Source organism: Spirilliplanes yamanashiensis (assembly GCF_016863475.1).
GTDB lineage: Bacteria > Actinomycetota > Actinomycetes > Mycobacteriales > Micromonosporaceae > Spirilliplanes > Spirilliplanes yamanashiensis.
On sequence record NZ_BOOY01000001.1, the window covers coordinates 157,625 to 174,579 of the forward strand.

A 16,955-nucleotide genomic window follows, 5' to 3' on the forward strand; every position below is an offset into this window, starting at 1 on the left:
TGCGGCCGCCGCGGCCATGCGGGAGAATCGCACCCAGGACAACCGACCCGTTGGAGACAGAGACCATGGCGCACACTCCGGTCAACCACCCCCTGCGGCCCGTCTACCGGGCGCTCGGCGGGCTCGCCGGCCTCTACCTCGTGCTCTTCGGCATCCTCGGGCTCATCCAGACGGCCGGCGACGGGCTGTTCGCGCTCGGCATCGACCACGTCCTCGGCCAGGGCACCAACCTCGCCTGGTCGATCGTCTCGCTGGTCGTCGGCGCGCTCGTGCTGCTCGCCACCGCGGTCGGCCGCAACCTCGACGTCGCCGCCGACCTCTACCTCGGCTGGGCGCTGCTCGGCGTGGGCAGCGCGATGCTGGCGCTCATCCGCACCGACGCCAACATCTTCAATTTCAGCCTGACGACCGTCATCGTGACCTACGTCGTCGGGCTCGTGCTCGTCATGGCCGGCCTGTACAGCAAGGTCGTCGCGCCCGAGCGGGCCGGCGCGCCGCGTCAGGTGCTGCAGGAGCAGGCCAACGCCTGATCCGTTCTCTCCGCCCCCGAGGAGGCCACCCCCCATGGCTCACTACCCGGTCAACCACCGGTTCCGCGGCACCTACCGCGGCCTGGCGGCCCTGTGCGGGCTGCTCTTCCTCGTGGCCGGCATCGTCGGCATCATCGTCACCTCGGGCGGCGAGTTCTTCAGCCGCGGCTCGCACTGGGCGCTGGGGTTGCGCACCAACCCCGCGCAGGCGTGGCTGTCCGTGGTGATCGGCGTGGTGCTGGTGGCGGCCGCCGCCATCGGCGGCAACGTGCACCACCGGGTCAGCAGCGGCGGCGGCTGGGCGCTCATGGTGCTGGGCGTCTTCGGGCTGGCCGTGCTGCAGACCGACGTCAACGTGTTCAACTTCTCGGTCGTCAACATCATCGTGCTGCTGGTGACCGGCCTGGTGGTGCTGCTCGCCGGGCTGTACGGCAAGGTCGACGACGACCCGGAGGCGGCCGAGCGCGAACGCATCGCCACCGCCGGGCGCGGCTGACGCACCCCAGGCGTTCTCAGCGCGGGGGGCGGGTCAGCAGCGCCGGCTTCGCCTCCAGGTGCGACAGGCCGTTCCAGGCCAGGTTGACCAGGTGCGCGGCCACCATCTCCTTCTTCGGCTTGCGCACCTCCCGCCACCACTGGCCCACGAGCGCCACCATGCCCACCAGCGCCTGCGAGTAGAGCTCGGCGAACTTGGGGTCGAGGCCGCGCGCCGTGAACTCGGCGCCGAGGATGTGCTCGACCTGGTGCGCCACGTCGTTCATCACGCTGGAGAAGTTGCCCGCCTGCGACAGCACCGGCGACTCGCGCACCAGCACCCGGAAGCCGTGCGGCTCCTCCTCGATGTACTCCAGCAGTGACAGCGCGGCCTGCTCCAGCAGCTCGCGGGGGTGCCCCGCGGTCAGCGCCGCGGCGATCCTGTCCAGCAGGGCGCGGACCTCCCGGTCCACCACCACCGCGTACAGGCCCTCCTTGCCGCCGAAGTGCTCGTAGACCACCGGCTTGGACACCTTCGCCCGCGCCGCGATCTCCTCGATCGAGGTCGCGTCGAAGCCGCGGTCGGCGAACAGCTGGCGGCCGATGGCGATGAGCTGCTCGCGGCGCTGGGCCGCCGACATGCGCACCCGGGAGGTGGCCGGTTTCCCGGCCGGGCGCGCCGGCTCCGCCGCTGCCGCCCGCCGCCCCCGCGGCGCCGGCCGCGCCGGCTCGCTCTGCTCCGTCACCCGGCCATCCTGCCAGGCCTGAGCCACCGGAAGCGTCCCGGTTTCCGCTTGCTGTCCGATTTCCTGGCCGATCTCCCGGCCACCGGCGCGGGCCACGCCCGGCCACTTGCCGCCCGGCGGGGCCGGCCAGCGCCGCCGCGCGGCCCACGGGTCCGGGTCGTCCTGCGTGCCTGTGCCCGTGGGCGCCGGCCGGGTGGCCGGCGCCCGATCCGGGGCAACCGTCACGCCGCTTCCTTGACGAGCTTGGCCTGCACGCGCTCGGCCTTCGGCCACTTGACGTTCGACGCCCAGCCGAGCTTCTCGAACATCCAGATGACCCGCGCCGAGATGTCGATCTGGCCCTTGAGCACGCCGTGCCGGGCGCACGTCGGGTCGGCGTGGTGCAGGTTGTGCCAGCTCTCGCCGAACGACACGATGGCCAGCGGCCAGAAGTTCGAGGCCTTGTCGCCCTCGCGCACCTCGAACGGGCGCTCGCCGTACACGTGGCACACGGAGTTGATCGACCAGGTCACGTGGTGCAGCAGGCCGATGCGCACGACGCCCGCCCAGAAGAACGCCGTCAGCGCGCCCTGCCACGACCAGGTGATGAGGCCGCCCAGCAGCGCCGGGCCCAGCGTCGAGATGACCACCCAGAGCGGGAACAGCCGGTCGACCAGCGCCATGTCCTTGTCGGCGAGCAGGTCGGGCGCGAAGCGCTTGCGGTTGGTCAGCTCGCGCTTGAACAGCCAGCCCATGTGGGCGTGCCAGAGGCCCTTGGTGAGCGCCCAGAACCCGGTGCCGAACCGCCACGGCGAGTGCGGGTCGCCCTCGATGTCGGAGTACGCGTGGTGCCGGCGGTGGTCGGCCACCCACTGGATGATCTCGCCCTCGATGGCGAGCGACCCGGCCACGGCCAGCGCGATGCGCAGCGGGCGCTTGGCCTTGAACGACCCGTGGGTGAAGTACCGGTGGTAGCCGACGGTGATGCCGAGCCCGGCGATCACGTAGAACACGCCGGCGATCGCGATGTCCGTCCAGCTCAGCCACCCGCCCCAGGCCACCGGGACAGCCGCGATGACCGCGAGGAACGGGATCACGACGAAGGCGTACAGCGCGACGAGGATGGCCGGTCGCTGCGGCCCCTCGGTCAGCGGCTTCGGCCCGGCGGCGGGGGCGGCCGGCTCGTGCAGGACGGAAGTCATGGCACCTCTCAGGGGAGCGGAGGACGGTACGAGGGGGGCGTGCCGGAGATCCAAAGCTACGCCTACGTCACCGTAACCTACGGGACCGTAGGTCGCTACGGGAACGGTGCCGGAAGTTGCCCATCGAGTCGGAGTTCGTCGATCCGTCCCGCCGACCGGCCCGGCCGGCCCGCGATGGCCGGGGCCGGGCATCGGCCAGTGCGGGATCACCGGACCGGGCGCCGCGCCTGGTCGGGTTAAGATGTGGGCCGCGGAAAGCCCGTCAGGGCGAACGTCCCGTGTGGTCCCCGATCGTCTAATTGGCAGGACTGCGGCCTTTGGTGCCGTCTATAGGGGTTCGAGTCCCTTTCGGGGAGCAGTCGTCTCCGCGGCTGAAGCGCAGCCGCGTCCTGCCCGCTGCTGCGAACAATGGAGTCCCGCGTGAGCCAGGCCCCCAGCCGTACCGTCGTCGTCCTCGCCGCCGGTGAGGGCAAGCGGATGAAGTCCGCGACGCCGAAGGTGCTCCAGCCGATGCTCGGCCGCACCCTGCTCGGCCACGTGCTGGCCGCCGCGGCCGCCGCCGAGGCCGGCCGCACGATCGTCGTGGTGGGGCACAAGGCCGAGCAGGTCGAGGCGCACCTCGCGGAGATCGAGCCCGGCGCCGTCCCCGTGCTGCAGGCGGAGCAGAACGGCACGGGGCACGCGGTGCGGATCGCGCTGGAGGCGGCGCCGGACGCCGCCGGCACGGTGGTGGTGCTCAACGGCGACGTGCCGCTGCTGCGCCCCGAGACCGTGGAGGCGCTGGTCGCCGCGCACGAGCAGAGCGGGGCGGGCGCGACCGTGCTGGCCGCCGAGGTGGCCGACCCGTCCGGGCTCGGCCGGATCGTGCGGGACGCGAACGGCCACCTGGAGCGCATCGTCGAGGAACGCGACGCGTCGCCGCAGGAGCGCGCGCTGCGCGAGATCAACGCGGGCATCTACGCGTTCGACCTGGGCCTGCTGCGCGAGGCGCTGGGCAAGCTGTCGACGGACAACGACCAGGGCGAGGAGTACCTGACCGACGTGTTCGGCCTGCTCGCGTCCGTGGGGCACCAGGTCGCCGTGCACGTGGCGGGCGACTTCCGCGAGACGCTCGGCGCGAACGACAAGCTCGAGCTGGCCCTGCTGCGGGTGCTGCTGCGCGACCGGGTGAACTCGGCGTGGCTGCGCGCCGGGGTGTCGATCCTCGACCCGCAGACGACGTGGATCGACGTCACCGTCGAGCTGGAGGCGGACGCGGTGATCGACCAGAACTCCCAGCTGCAGGGCGCGACGCGGGTCGGCGCCGGCGCGGTGGTCGGGCCGGACACGACGCTGGTCGACACGGTGGTGGGCGCGGGCGCGACGGTGCTGCGGGCGCACTCGGTGGGCGCCGAGATCGGGCCGGAGGCGACGGTCGGGCCGTACTCGTACCTGCGGCCGGGCACCACGCTGGGGCGCAAGGCGAAGATCGGCGGGTTCGTCGAGGCGAAGAACGCCGAGCTGGGCGACGGCGCGAAGGTGCCGCACCTGTCGTACGTGGGCGACGCCCGCATCGGCGCGAAGGCCAACATCGGCGCGGGCACGATCTTCGCCAACTATGACGGGGTGGCGAAGAACCGCACCACGGTCGGCGAGGCGGCGTTCGTCGGCTCTGACTCGGTGCTGATGGCGCCGGTGGAGATCGGCCCGGGCGCGTACGTGGCGGCGGGCAGCGCGGTGACCAAGGACGTCCCGCCGGGGCACCTGGGGGTGGCGCGCGGCCAGCAGCGCAACATCCCGGGCTGGGTCGAGCGCAAGCGCTCGGGCACCGCCAGCGCGGACGCGGCCGCCCGCGCAAGCCGGGGTGAGGGATCTGACAGCGGACACTCGGGCGGTGGCGATCCGGCCGCCGAGGGGGATACTGCTCGGGACTAGTCGGCACCAACGTCGGGAGCGCAGCAGCCGATGGGCAGCATCGTCGCGGAGAACCGTAAGTCCCTGATGCTCTTCTCCGGACGGGGCTTTCCCGAGCTGGCCGAGGAGATCGGCCAGGTGCTGGGGGTGGCCCCGACGCCGTCGGACTCGTACGAGTTCGCCAACGGCGAGATCTTCGTCCGGTTCAAGGACTCGGTGCGCGGCTCGGACGCGTTCGTCGTGCAGTCGATGACGGCCGGCATCAACACCTGGGTCATGGAGACCCTGATCATGGTCGACGCCCTGAAGCGGGGGTCGGCGAAGCGGATCACGGTGGTGCTGCCGTTCTACCCGTACTCCCGGCAGGACAAGAAGCACCGCGGCCGCGAGCCGATCTCGGCCCGGCTGATCGCCGACCTGCTCAAGCAGGCGGGCGCGAACCGGATCCTGACGGTCGACCTGCACACCGCGCAGATCCAGGGCTTCTTCGACGGCCCGGTCGACCACCTGTTCGCGATGGACATCCTGGCCGACTACGTGCAGAAGAAGTACGCGGGCCGCCCGATGACGGTGGTGGCGCCGGACTCGGGCCGGGTGCGGGTGGCGGAGCGCTGGACGGACCGGCTGGGCGGCTGCCCGCTGGCGTTCATCCACAAGACGCGCGACCCGCTGAAGCCCAACCAGGTGGTCGCCAACCGGGTGGTCGGCGAGGTCGAGGGCCGGGTGTGCCTGGTCGTCGACGACATGATCGACACCGGTGGCACGATCGCGAAGGCCGCCGACATCATCCACGCCTCCGGCGCGGCCGACGTGATCGTGGCGTCGACCCACGCGCTGCTGAGCGACCCGGCGGTCGAGCGGCTCAAGAACAGCCGGATCAGCGAGGTCGTGGTGACCAACACGCTGCCCCTGCCGCCGGAGAAGCAGTTCGACAAGATCACCGTGCTGTCCATCGCGCCGCTGCTGGCGCGGGCGATCCGCGAGGTGTTCGACGACGGCTCGGTGACCACCCTGTTCGGCGGCCTGAGCTGACGAAACGGCCCCGGCGGCGAGCGCTCGTCACGGGCAGGTAAACTGGTCCGGTTGCCACGGCGAGGGTGCCCTGCGGTCTGCTGCTGACAAGCGCGGACGGCACGGAGGCACCGTGATCGACGCGGTGCTCCGGGCCTGTGCCCAGTGCGCCTCTCGCCCGGCACCGCCGACGACCGCACGGCACCGCCGACGATCGACGCCACGCCCGCCGACTACGCAGCCCCGACGAACAGCTTCAGGAGTTTCCCCGTGTCCGAGGTAAAGATCAGCGCCGAGCCCCGTACCGAGTTCGGTAAGGGTGGAGCCCGCCGCACGCGCCGCGCCGGCCTGGTGCCCGCCGTGCTGTACGGCCACGGCGAGAAGCCCGTCCACATCGCCCTGCCCGCCCGCGAGTTCGCCGCGGCCATCCGGCACGGCGGTCTCAACCAGGTGTTCGCGATCGACGTCCAGGGGGGCGCCAGCACGCTGGCCCTGCCGAAGGCGATCCAGAAGGACCCGATCAAGGACACCTACGAGCACATCGACCTGATCATCGTGAAGCGCGGCGAGAAGGTCACCGTCGACGTCCCGGTGATCCTGACCGGCGACGCCGCGAAGAACACGCTGGTCGTCACCGAGAGCACCACGCTGTCGCTGACGGCGGAGGCGCTGCACCTGCCCGAGTCGGTCGAGGTCTCGATCGAGGGCGCCGAGGCCGGCACGCAGATCACCGCCGGCGACGTGACCCTGCCGCGCGGCTCCGAGCTGGCGGTCGACCCGTCGACCGTGATCGCGCTCGTGTCGGCGGCGCAGACGGTCGCCGAGGAGCCCGCCGAGGGCGAGGCCGCCGAGGGCGGCGAGTCCGCCGCGGCGGAGGAAGCCCCCGCCGAGGCCTGATCCGCAGCACGACACGCATCGCATCAGGGAAAGCGCCGCCCGGCGCTTTCCCTGATGTCGTTTCCAGGGGGTACACACGCATGGACGAGCCGTGGCTGCTGGTCGGCCTGGGCAACCCGGGCCGGGAGTACGCGGGCAACCGGCACAACGTGGGCTTCATGGTGGTGGAGCTGCTGGCGGGCCGGATGGGCGCGAAGTTCGGCCGGCACAAGCGGGCGCACGCCGAGGTCGCCGAGGGCCGGCTGTCGATCGGCGGGCCGCGCGCGGTGCTGGTGAAGCCGCTGACGTACATGAACCTGTCGGGCGCGCCGGTGGCCGCGCTGTCGCAGTTCTTCAAGGTGCCGGTGGAGAACGTGGTGGCGGTGCACGATGAGCTGGACGTGCCGTACGGCCAGCTGCGGGTGAAGCGCGGCGGCGGCGAGGGCGGCCACAACGGGCTGCGCAGCATGTCGAAGTCGCTGGGCAGCAAGGAGTACGCGCGGGTGCGGTTCGGCATCGGCCGCCCGCCGGGCCGGCAGGACCCGGCCGACTACGTGCTGTCGGACTTCTCGGCGGCCGAGCGCAAGGAGCTGGAGTTCCTGGTGGACCGGGCGGCGGACGTCGTCGAGTCGGTCGTGACGAAGGGCGTGGAACCGACACAGAACGCGTACCACGGTTCCTAGACGAATGCTCGTAAATCGGACACATCTTTCGTCCTGATTGTCTGATCCCGTTGTCCCGCAACGCCTTCCGTGCGAATCGCGTTGGGCACTGCGACGCTGCGAACCGCAGCGTCACCGTGTTCGACGTCGTGGGGAGGTCGGGATGCAGCAGGCGTGGCCGGACGAGCGGGATCGCGCCGTGTCGTCCAATGCCGAGGACACGACGGAGCTGCTCACCGATCTCGTCGCGCAGCTGGAGGGCTACGTTCCCCCGGCCCAGCACCCGTCCGACCTGACCGAGGCGCCGGCCAGCCCGGCGCCCGCGGGCCTGACCAGCCTCACCGGCCCCACCATGGCGCTGCCGTGGCTGGGCGAGAACCCGCAGCCGCGCGCCGGCCGGGGCGCCCCCGGCGCCGGCGCCAACGCGGCCCCGGAGGCCTCGACCGGCGAGATCACCAACGGCGGGCAGCGCGCGCAGCGCATCCCGTACACCCGGGCGCAGAACCTGGCCGAGCAGCGCTTCGCCGCCGGCCCGAACCGCAGCGCCGCCACCACCCCGCTCACCCGCCCGCCCGGCCGGCACTCCGGCCGGCACGCCGCGTTCTCGCGCCGCCAGGCGTGGGAGTCGCGCTACGTGCGCGCCCTCGTGGTGGCCGACCTGGCGGTCGGCGCGGCCGCCGGCGCGATGGCGTTCGGGCTGCGCTTCGGCGAACAGCTCACCACCTACAACAGCGCGTACCTGCTGCTGTCGGCGCTGCTGCCGGTCGCACTGGTCGCCGTCCTGATGCTGAGCCGCGCCTACGAGCGGCGTTTCCTGTACGTCGGCACCGACGAGTACGAGCGGGTCATCCGCGGCGGGCTCGGCCTGATCGCGGCGACGGCGCTCATCTCGTACGCGCTGGAACTGGACCTGGCCCGGTCGTACGTGCTGGCCGCCCTGCCGGTCGCGACCCTGGCCTCGGTGGCGTTCCGGTTCGCGCTGCGCAAGCGGCTGCACCGGGCCCGGGCGCGCGGCGCCTGCCTGCGCCGGGTCGTCGTGGTAGGCCACGAGCTGGCCGTCGTCGCGATCACCCGGCAGCTGCGCCGCGAGCGCTACCACGGCCTGGAGGTGGTGGGCGCCTGCCTGCCGCCGCAGCACGACGGCAACGTCGGCATCGAGGTGTTCGGCACGTTCGACGACGTGGCGTTCGCGGTCGAGGCCGCCGAGGCGGACACCGTGCTGGTGCTGAGCTGCCCGGAACTGGACGGGGTGGCGCTGCGCCGGATGGCGTGGCGGCTGGAGCGCGACGACGTCGACCTGATCGTGGCCAGCGCGCTGGTGGACGTCGCCGGCGCCCGCACCACGATCCGCCCCGTCGACGGCCTGCCGATGCTGCACGTCGAGCACCCGCGGCTGTCCGGCGGCGGCCGGGTCGTCAAGGAGGTGTGCGACCGGATCGGCGCGGGGCTGCTGCTGCTGGCGTTCTCGCCGTTGCTGCTGGGCATCGCACTGGCCGTCCGGATCTCGTCGCAGGGACCGGTACTCTTCCGGCAGGTCCGCATCGGCCGCGACGGCCAGGAGTTCCGGATGGTGAAGTTCCGGAGCATGTACGTCGACGCCGAGTCCCGCCTGGCGGAGCTGCGTCACCTCAACGAGCACGACGGCGTGCTCTTCAAAATCAGGAACGACCCGCGGGTCACCCCGGTCGGGCGCTGGCTGCGCCGGCTTTCGCTGGACGAGCTGCCGCAGCTGCTCAACGTCCTGTCCGGGCGGATGTCGCTGGTGGGTCCCCGGCCGCCGCTGCCGGAGGAGGTCGCCGCGTATCCGGACGACGTCCGCCGCCGCCTCGCCGTGAAGCCCGGCATGACCGGTTTGTGGCAGGTGTCCGGACGGTCTGATCTGGCGTGGGACGAAGCCGTCCGACTGGACCTCAGCTACGTGGAGAACTGGTCGCTCAGCCTCGACCTGGTCATCCTGCTGCGTACCCTGTCGGCCGTGGTCCGGTCGTCCGGGGCGTACTGACGAATGGGAGCGAACATGAGTGAGCGCACCGCCGCCCGGGTGGGCGCGCAGCGCGGCGACGCCGAGTCCGGCACCCCGCCGGTCATCGACGCCGCCTTCGCGCGCTGGCTCGCCGCCCGCGCCGGCCAGGCGCTGCTCGAGGTCCGCGAGAGCGTCGGGTACGCCGACCCCAAGGCCCTCAAGGCCGCGGGCGACCAGGCGTCGCACGACCTCATCCGCGCCGAGCTGGCCCGCTGGCGGCCCGCCGACGCGGTGCTGTCGGAGGAGGACGAGTCCTCGCGCACCGCCTGGAGCGAGGGCACCCCGCGGCCCGACCGGCTCGGCGCCCAGCGCGTCTGGATCATCGACCCGCTCGACGGCACCCGCGAGTTCAGCGAACAGGGCCGCACCGACTGGGCCGTGCACGTCGCGCTCTGGACCGCCGACTGCTCCCGCCCCAACTGCCTCGCCGCCGGCGCCGTCGCCCTGCCCGCCCAGCACCGCGTGCTCGCCACCGACGAGCCGCCCGCGTACCCGCCGCTGCCGCTCTCCTCCGCCACCGGCGGGAAGATCCGGCTCGCCGCCTCGCGCAGCCGGCCGCCGGAGTTCCTCACCGCCCTCGGCGAGGACATCGGCGCCGAGATGGTCCCCATGGGCTCCGCCGGCGCCAAGATCGCCGCCGTCATCTCGGGCGAGGCCGACGCCTACATCCACGCCGGCGGCCAGTACGAGTGGGACTCCGCCGCCCCCGTCGCTGTGGCGACGGCCACCGGGCTGCACGCTTCCCGGATCGACGGCACTACGCTGCAATACAACGAGGCCGATCCGCGCCTGCCGGACCTGGTGGTCTGCCGCAAGGATCTCGCCCCTCGGTTGCTCGCAGCGTTGCAGCGTCACCTCCGCGTACCCTGACCTCCGCACGCCGGGCTGATTTTTGAGGAACTGACACCCATGAGCCAGACAGCGACCTACCGCGTCTCGCACCTCGACGCTCTGGAAGCCGAGAGCATCTTCGTCATGCGGGAGGTGGTCGCCGAGTTCGAGCGGCCCGTGCTGCTCTTCTCGGGCGGCAAGGACTCCATCGTCATGCTCCGCCTCGCGGAGAAGGCGTTCGCGCCGGGACGCATCCCGTTCCCCGTCATGCACGTCGACACCGGGCACAACTTCGCCGAGGTGCTCCAGTACCGCGACAAGCGCGTCGACGAGCTCGGCCTCAACCTGGTCGTCGCCAGCGTTCCCGAGGCCATCGAGTCCGGCCTGGTGCGCGAGCTGCCCGACGGCACCCGCAACCGCATCCAGACGCCCGTGCTGCTCGCCGCCGTCGAGAAGTACCGCTTCGACGCCCTCTTCGGCGGCGCCCGCCGCGACGAGGAGAAGGCCCGCGCCAAGGAGCGGATGTTCAGCTTCCGCGACGAGTTCGGCCAGTGGGACCCGAAGAACCAGCGGCCCGAACTGTGGTCGCTGTACAACGGCCGGCACGCCCCCGGCGAGAGCATCCGCGTCTTCCCGCTGTCCAACTGGACCGAGCTCGACGTGTGGCACTACATCGCCCGCGAGCGGCTCGAACTGCCGAGCATCTACTACGCGCACGACCGCGAGGTCATCGAGCGCGACGGCATGGTGTACGCCGTCAACGAGTTCCTCGCCGCCCGCCCGGGCGAGACCCCCCGGATCGAGCGCGTGCGCTACCGCACCGTCGGCGACGCGTCCCAGACCGCCGCCGTGCGCTCCGACGCCGACACCGTCGAGAAGGTCATCGAGGAGGTCGCCGCCACCCGCATCACCGAGCGCGGCGCCACCCGCGGCGACGACCGGGTCAGCGAGGCCGCGATGGAAGACCGCAAGCGAGAGGGCTACTTCTGATGTCCCAGTCCGTCCTGGAGCCCGAGGCGGCCGCCGCGCGCGGCATGGACCTGCTCCGGTTCGCCACCGCGGGCAGCGTCGACGACGGCAAGTCGACCCTGATCGGCCGGCTGCTGTACGACACCAAGTCGCTGTTCACCGACCAGCTCGAAGCCGTCGAGGCCGTCAGCGCGGCCCGCGGCGACGAATACACCAACCTGGCGCTGCTCACCGACGGCCTGCGCGCCGAGCGCGAGCAGGGCATCACCATCGACGTGGCGTACCGCTACTTCGCCACCCCGCGGCGCAAGTTCATCATCGCCGACACCCCCGGGCACATCCAGTACACCCGGAACATGGTCACCGGCGCCTCCACCGCCGACCTCGCGCTGATCCTCGTCGACGCCCGCAAGGGCCTCGTCGAGCAGTCCCGCCGGCACGCGTTCCTCTGCTCGCTGCTGCGGGTCCCGCACCTCGTGCTGTGCGTGAACAAGATGGACCTCGTCGACTGGGACCAGGACGTCTACAACGAGATCGCCGACGAGTTCACCTCGTTCGCCGCCAAGCTCGACGCCCCCGACCTCACCGTCATCCCGATCTCCGCGCTCAACGGCGACAACATCGCCACCCGCAGCGAGAAGAGCCCGTGGTACGAGGGGCCGTCGCTGCTGCACCACCTGGAGCACGTGCACATCGCGTCCGACCGCAACCTCGTCGACGTCCGCTTCCCCGTGCAGTACGTGATCCGCCCCCAGTCCACGACGGTCACCGACTACCGCGGCTACGCGGGCCAGGTCGCCTCCGGCGTCCTCAAGCCCGGCGACGAGGTCATGGTGCTGCCGTCCGGCTTCACCAGCACCATCGCCGAGATCGACACCGCGGACGGCCCCGTCGCCGAGGCGTTCCCGCCCATGAGCGTCACCGTCCGGCTCGCCGACGAGATCGACATCTCCCGCGGCGACATGATCTGCCGCCCGCACAACGCACCGGCCGTCGCCCAGGACATCGAGGCGATGATCTGCTGGATGGACGAGTCGGCCCCGCTGCGCGTCGGTGCCAAGTACGCCGTCAAGCACACCACCCGCACCGCCCGCGCGGTCGTGCGCGGCATGCAGTACCGCCTCGACGTCAACACCCTGCATCGCGACGAGACCGCCGACGAGCTGAAGCTCAACGAGATCGGCCGCGTCAAGCTGCGCACCACCGTCCCGCTGCTCGCCGACGAGTACCGCCGCAATCGCACCACCGGCGGCTTCATCCTCATCGACGAGACGACCAACCGCACGGTCGCGGCGGGGATGATCATCGAGGCTCTGTAGTTTGTCGCCGCTCCGCGGCGACGGGCTGGCGCCGCCTTGACGCGGTGTCCCGGCTCCTGCGGGCGGCCACGGGCTTCGCCCTCGCCGTCCTCGGAGCCGGGACACCGCGCGGCGCAAGCCGACTTCGGTTGCGGTTACTGCAGGCGGACACGGACTTCGTCCTTGCCGTCCTCGGGCCCTCGACACCGCGCGGCACAAGCCGACTACGGTTGCGGTTACTGCGGGCGGCTTCGGGCTTCGCCCTTGCCTTTCTTCGGGCCCGGATGTTTTGTGGCACAAGGCCTGTGGGTCTCTGCGGCGCCGGTTGTTTGGGGGGCCACTGGCCGGGAAGTCCGCCCCATGGTTGCCGGAACTCCTTGCCGAAGCGTCCTGCGATGACCGTCGCCGGGGTGGGGGCGCCGGACGTCGGCCGGGTGGTGTGCCGGGACGGTGCGGACCGGTTGTTGCTGGACGTCGCCGCGCGGGCGGTGCGCAAGCTGCCCTGTGCGGATCTCGACCGGCCGCCGCTGCTCGGGCGGCATCCGGGGCTGCCGCGCGACGCCCGGCGGCGGGCGCTGGCGCAGGACGCGTACGCCGACGCCGTGCCGGTGGACACCGCGCGGCGCATAGATCCTGAGGCCGTCGCGGCCTGGTTCGCCGGGCACTATGCCGGCGACGGTTTTCCGGCGCTCGTGCTGGGTTCGCCGCACGGCGCCGCGGTGCACCTGGCCGCCGCGATGGGGGCGCCGTGGCTGCCGACCAGTTTCACGGTGACGGTCCGCCGCGGCCAGGCGCCGTCGGGTGAGCCGGGCGCGATCGGTGACGCCGTCGACGTCGGGGCGGAGGTGGCCGCCGGGCTGCTGGCGGCGCACCCGGGGGTCACCGTCCGGCAGGTGCACGACCCGGTGCGGCGCGGGCCGGGCGCCGACACGACCGTGACGCTGCACGTGCGGTGGCTGGCGCTGCCCGAGGCCTACGGGCGGCTGCTGACCGAGCGGCTGCGCCCGGGCGCGCCCGTGCTGCTGTTCCGCGACACCCGCACCTGGCCCGTGCTGCGGGTGGGGCCCGGCCACACCTGCCAGATCGGCAGCCCCGTCGGCGGGCTGCACCCGCACGATCACCTCGGCCCGGGGCACCGCGAGCTGACGTTGCGGGCGCAGGGCCGCCAGTGGTCGCTGGCGTCGTACCCCGCGCTGCCCGGCCAGTACGCGGAGACGGCGGGCGAGCCGGAGCTGGAGCGCGACCTGCGGCGGACCGCCGCCGGCGCCGGCACCGTCGCGCACCGCGTCCTGTACCCGCGCTCGGAGGCGCTCAGCGCGGCGGCCGCCGACGTGCACCGCGACCAGGCGGCCGCACTCGGCGGCGGCGACCGCCTGGTGGTCGAGTCGGACCGGCTGCTCGACCCGTGGCTGGTGCAGGCGGGCGGGCTGGTGCCGTACTGGTGCGAGACTTCGTCGGCGCGGACGGTGGACGCGGCCGAGCTGTGGCTGGCGGGCAGCCGGCCGTTCGCCGAGGTCCTGGTCCTGCCGGCGCCGCCGGGGACGGTGCGGCACACCCACGCGTCGCTGGGGCAGTGGCGGGCGCTGGCCTCGTTCGCCGGCCGCCACGGCGAGGTGGATCTCGACGCGATGCGGCACTACCCGCACCTGGCGTTGCCGACCGCCCACGCGTCGCGGGCGCTGCGCACCCCCGGCCCGGCCGCGCCCGCTCCCGCGCTGCCGCCGGCGGACGTGCTGGCCGGGCTGCGCCGGCACGGCCGGGCCCTGGGACTGCTGGTCCTGTGAGGGCGCAGGCCGCGCGGTGTTGCAACGTTGTAGGGTCAGCCCTGGAGCGTCGCGACTGTCGAGGGGGCGACCGGATGCCGCCGGGCCTGAAGGACGTGGCCGCGCGGGCAGGCGTGTCGATCAAGACCGTGTCGAACGTGGTCAACGGATACGTGCACGTCGCGCCGGGCACCCGTGCGCGCGTGCAGGAGGCGATCGACGCGCTGGGCTACCGCCCGAACGCGGCGGCCCGGCAGCTGCGCGGCGGCCGGTCGGGGGTCATCGCGCTGGCGCTGCCCGAGCTGCAGATGCCGTACTTCGCGGAGCTGGCCGGCTTCATCGTGCAGGCCGCGGAGCGGCACGCCTGGACCGTGCTCATCGATCAGACGGACGGCCAGGTGGAACGCGAGCGCAACCTCGTGTCGGGGCTGCGCCGGCACGCGATCGACGGGCTCATCTTCAGCCCGCTCGCGCTGGCCGGCGGCGACCTGGCGCGCGGCGAGGCGGGCACGCCCATGGTGCTGCTCGGCGAGCGGGTCTGGCACGGCCCGGCCGACCACGTGGCCATCGACAACACGGCGGCCGCCGGTGACGCGGTGCGGCACCTGGCGGGGCTGGGCCGGCGCCGGATCGCGGCGATCGGCGCGCAGGCGCAGTCGTCGGCGATCACGGCGCACCAGCGGCTGGCCGGCTACCGGGCGGCGCTTTCGGAGTGCGGGCTGCCGTACGACGCGTCGCTGGTGGTCGCGGTGGACTCGTTCCGCCGGGCGGACGGCGCCGCCGCGATGGCGGCGCTGCTGGACCGGGCGGACCCGCCGGACGCCGTCTTCTGCTTCAACGACCTGCTCGCCCTCGGCGCGATCCGCACCCTGCTGGACCGCGGGGTCGCGGTGCCGGACGAGGTGGCGGTGATGGGCTTCGACGACATCGAGGACGGCCGGTTCAGCAGCCCGACGCTGAGCACCGTCTCGCCGGACACCGCCCGGATCGCGCGGCTGGCCGTGGACCTGCTGGCCGAGCGGCTGGGCGAGGATCCGGCCGAGGCCGCCGCGCCCCGCGAGCTCAAGGTCAAGCACACGCTGATGCTGCGGGAGAGCACACTCGGCCGCTGACGGTCAGTAATCGGCACGTAACGTCTTGATGCCGATCTCTTTACAACGATGGTTGCAACGTTGTAAAACGGGGCATGACCGTGGCGCAGCTCACTCTCGACCCGGCCTTCGTCATCGGCGCGGTGGATCCCCGGCTCTTCGGCTCCTTCGTGGAGCACATGGGCCGGTGCGTGTACTCCGGCGTCTTCGAACCCGGCCACCCGGCGGCCGACGACGCCGGGCTGCGCACCGACGTGCTCGACCTGACCCGCGAGCTGGGCGTCACCACCGTGCGTTACCCCGGCGGCAACTTCGTCTCCGGCTACCGCTGGGAGGACGGCGTCGGCCCGGTCGGCGACCGGCCCCAGCGGCTCGACCTCGCCTGGCGCACCGTCGAGTCCAACGCCTTCGGGCTCAACGAGTTCATGGGCTGGGCCCGCGCCGCCGGCGTCGAGCCGATGCTCGCCGTCAACCTCGGCACCCGCGGCGTCGCCGAGGCGGCCGAGCTCGTCGAGTACACGAACCTGCCCGGCGGCACGGCGGCGGCCGACCTGCGCCGAAAGCACGGCGTCGGGCAGCCCCACGACGTGCGGCTCTGGTGCCTGGGCAACGAGATGGACGGCCCGTGGCAGGTCGGCAACCGCACCGCCGACGAGTACGGCCGGGTCGCCGCCCGCGCCGGGCACGCCATGCGCCGCGTCGACCCGGGCATCGAGCTCGTCGCCTGCGGCAGCTCCCACTCGGACATGCCGACGTTCGCCGCCTGGGAGGCGACCGTCCTGGAGCACGCGTACGACCAGGTCGACTACGTCTCGCTGCACTCCTACTACGACCCCGAGAAGCACGACGCGGCCAGCTTCCGGGCCGCCGCCGTCGACCTCGACGCGTTCATCGACGCCGTCGTCGCCACGGCCGACTTCGTCCGGGCGAAGCTGCGCCGCACCAAGCGGATCCGGCTCGCGCTCGACGAGTGGAACGTCTGGTACCAGTCCCGGTTCACCGAGCCCGAGGACCGCGGCATCGCGGGTGAGCCGCCGCCGCTCATCGAGGACGAGTACACCGTCACCGACGCGATGGTCGTCGGCAACCTGCTCATCAGCATGCTGCGGCACGCCGACCGGCTCGCCATCGGCTGCCAGGCGCAGCTCGTCAACATCATCGCGCCGATCCGCACCGAGCCCGGCGGGCCGGCCTGGCGGCAGACGATCTTCCACCCCTTCGCCCTGACCGCCCGCCACGCCCGCGGCACCGCGCTGCGGCCCGTCCTCACCGCGCCGACGATGCCCACCGGCCGCTTCGGCGACGTGCCGGTGCTCGACGCCGCGGCCACCGTCGACGGCGACCGGCTGACCGTCTTCGCGGTCAACCGGGGCGAGGCGCCGGTGCCGCTGCACCTCGACCTGCGCGCGTTCGGCGCCGTCACCGCGGTGGAACACCTCGCGCTCGCCGAGGCCGACCCGACCCTCGCGAACACCGCCGCGGCGCCCGGCCGCGTCGCGCCGCGCCCCCTCGACCCGCCGGTGTTCGACGGCGGCCGCGCCGTCGTCGAGCTGCCCCCGGTCTCCTGGCACGTCCTCCGATTGACCCTCCCCCAAAGGAAGTGACCG

15 protein-coding genes and 1 tRNA gene are annotated in these 16,955 nt (G+C 72.8%); 14 read left to right on the forward strand and 2 right to left on the reverse strand.

What is annotated here, in order from left to right; genetic code table 11:
- Window positions 1-65: 65 nt before the first annotated feature.
- Entirely contained in the window at window positions 66-530 is a 465-nt protein-coding gene (locus tag Sya03_RS00750; protein WP_203936123.1) for a DUF4383 domain-containing protein, read from the forward strand.
- Window positions 531-564: 34 nt separating this feature from the next.
- Window positions 565-1,026 (forward strand): DUF4383 domain-containing protein, encoded by a 462-nt coding sequence (locus tag Sya03_RS00755; protein WP_203936124.1) that lies wholly within the window; start codon window positions 565-567, stop codon window positions 1,024-1,026.
- Between the two features lie 16 nt (window positions 1,027-1,042).
- Here Sya03_RS00755 and Sya03_RS00760 read toward each other — a convergent pair whose 3' ends face one another.
- Window positions 1,043-1,645, reverse strand: a complete 603-nt coding sequence (locus Sya03_RS00760; protein WP_203936250.1) for a TetR/AcrR family transcriptional regulator — start codon at window positions 1,643-1,645, stop codon at window positions 1,043-1,045.
- Window positions 1,646-1,971: 326 nt separating this feature from the next.
- Window positions 1,972-2,931: an acyl-CoA desaturase gene (locus Sya03_RS00765; protein ID WP_203936125.1), complete on the reverse strand. Its 960-nt coding sequence runs from the start codon at window positions 2,929-2,931 to the stop codon at window positions 1,972-1,974.
- Between the two features lie 284 nt (window positions 2,932-3,215).
- Between Sya03_RS00765 and Sya03_RS00770 the strand changes: the two genes are divergently transcribed.
- The 12 genes from Sya03_RS00770 (at window position 3,216) to arfA (ending at window position 16,952) form a co-directional block, all read left to right on the forward strand.
- Window positions 3,216-3,287: transfer RNA gene (locus tag Sya03_RS00770), tRNA-Gln, on the forward strand.
- A 64-nt stretch (window positions 3,288-3,351) separates the two neighbouring features.
- Window positions 3,352-4,845, forward strand: coding sequence for a bifunctional UDP-N-acetylglucosamine diphosphorylase/glucosamine-1-phosphate N-acetyltransferase GlmU (gene glmU / locus Sya03_RS00775; RefSeq protein ID WP_203936126.1), 1,494 nt, complete (start codon window positions 3,352-3,354; stop codon window positions 4,843-4,845).
- Window positions 4,846-4,875: 30 nt separating this feature from the next.
- Complete coding sequence (locus tag Sya03_RS00780; protein WP_203936127.1) at window positions 4,876-5,856, forward strand: ribose-phosphate diphosphokinase; 981 nt, start codon at window positions 4,876-4,878, stop codon at window positions 5,854-5,856.
- Between the two features lie 249 nt (window positions 5,857-6,105).
- On the forward strand, window positions 6,106-6,732 hold the full coding sequence (locus Sya03_RS00785) for a 50S ribosomal protein L25/general stress protein Ctc (protein WP_203936128.1): 627 nt from the start codon (window positions 6,106-6,108) through the stop codon (window positions 6,730-6,732).
- 80 nt (window positions 6,733-6,812) lie between these two features.
- Entirely contained in the window at window positions 6,813-7,394 is a 582-nt protein-coding gene (gene pth, locus Sya03_RS00790) for an aminoacyl-tRNA hydrolase (RefSeq protein WP_203936129.1), read from the forward strand.
- Window positions 7,395-7,536: 142 nt separating this feature from the next.
- Complete coding sequence (locus Sya03_RS00795) at window positions 7,537-9,375, forward strand: sugar transferase (RefSeq protein WP_306889490.1); 1,839 nt, start codon at window positions 7,537-7,539, stop codon at window positions 9,373-9,375.
- Window positions 9,376-9,390: 15 nt separating this feature from the next.
- Window positions 9,391-10,266 (forward strand): 3'(2'),5'-bisphosphate nucleotidase CysQ, encoded by an 876-nt coding sequence (locus tag Sya03_RS00800; RefSeq protein WP_203936130.1) that lies wholly within the window; start codon window positions 9,391-9,393, stop codon window positions 10,264-10,266.
- A 39-nt stretch (window positions 10,267-10,305) separates the two neighbouring features.
- Window positions 10,306-11,217: a sulfate adenylyltransferase subunit CysD gene (gene cysD, locus Sya03_RS00805; RefSeq protein WP_203936131.1), complete on the forward strand. Its 912-nt coding sequence runs from the start codon at window positions 10,306-10,308 to the stop codon at window positions 11,215-11,217.
- Window positions 11,217-12,515, forward strand: a complete 1,299-nt coding sequence (cysN, locus tag Sya03_RS00810; protein ID WP_203936132.1) for a sulfate adenylyltransferase subunit CysN — start codon at window positions 11,217-11,219, stop codon at window positions 12,513-12,515. Before cysD ends, cysN begins: the two co-directional genes overlap by 1 nt.
- A 374-nt stretch (window positions 12,516-12,889) precedes the next feature.
- Window positions 12,890-14,278 (forward strand): hypothetical protein, encoded by a 1,389-nt coding sequence (locus tag Sya03_RS00815; RefSeq protein ID WP_203936133.1) that lies wholly within the window; start codon window positions 12,890-12,892, stop codon window positions 14,276-14,278.
- Window positions 14,279-14,352: 74 nt separating this feature from the next.
- Window positions 14,353-15,369 (forward strand): LacI family DNA-binding transcriptional regulator, encoded by a 1,017-nt coding sequence (locus Sya03_RS00820; protein ID WP_203936134.1) that lies wholly within the window; start codon window positions 14,353-14,355, stop codon window positions 15,367-15,369.
- A gap of 74 nt (window positions 15,370-15,443) precedes the next feature.
- The gene (gene arfA, locus Sya03_RS00825; RefSeq protein ID WP_203936135.1) at window positions 15,444-16,952 is read left to right on the forward strand and encodes an arabinosylfuranosidase ArfA; all 1,509 of its coding nucleotides are present in this window, start codon (window positions 15,444-15,446) and stop codon (window positions 16,950-16,952) included.
- Window positions 16,953-16,955 lie beyond the last annotated feature (3 nt).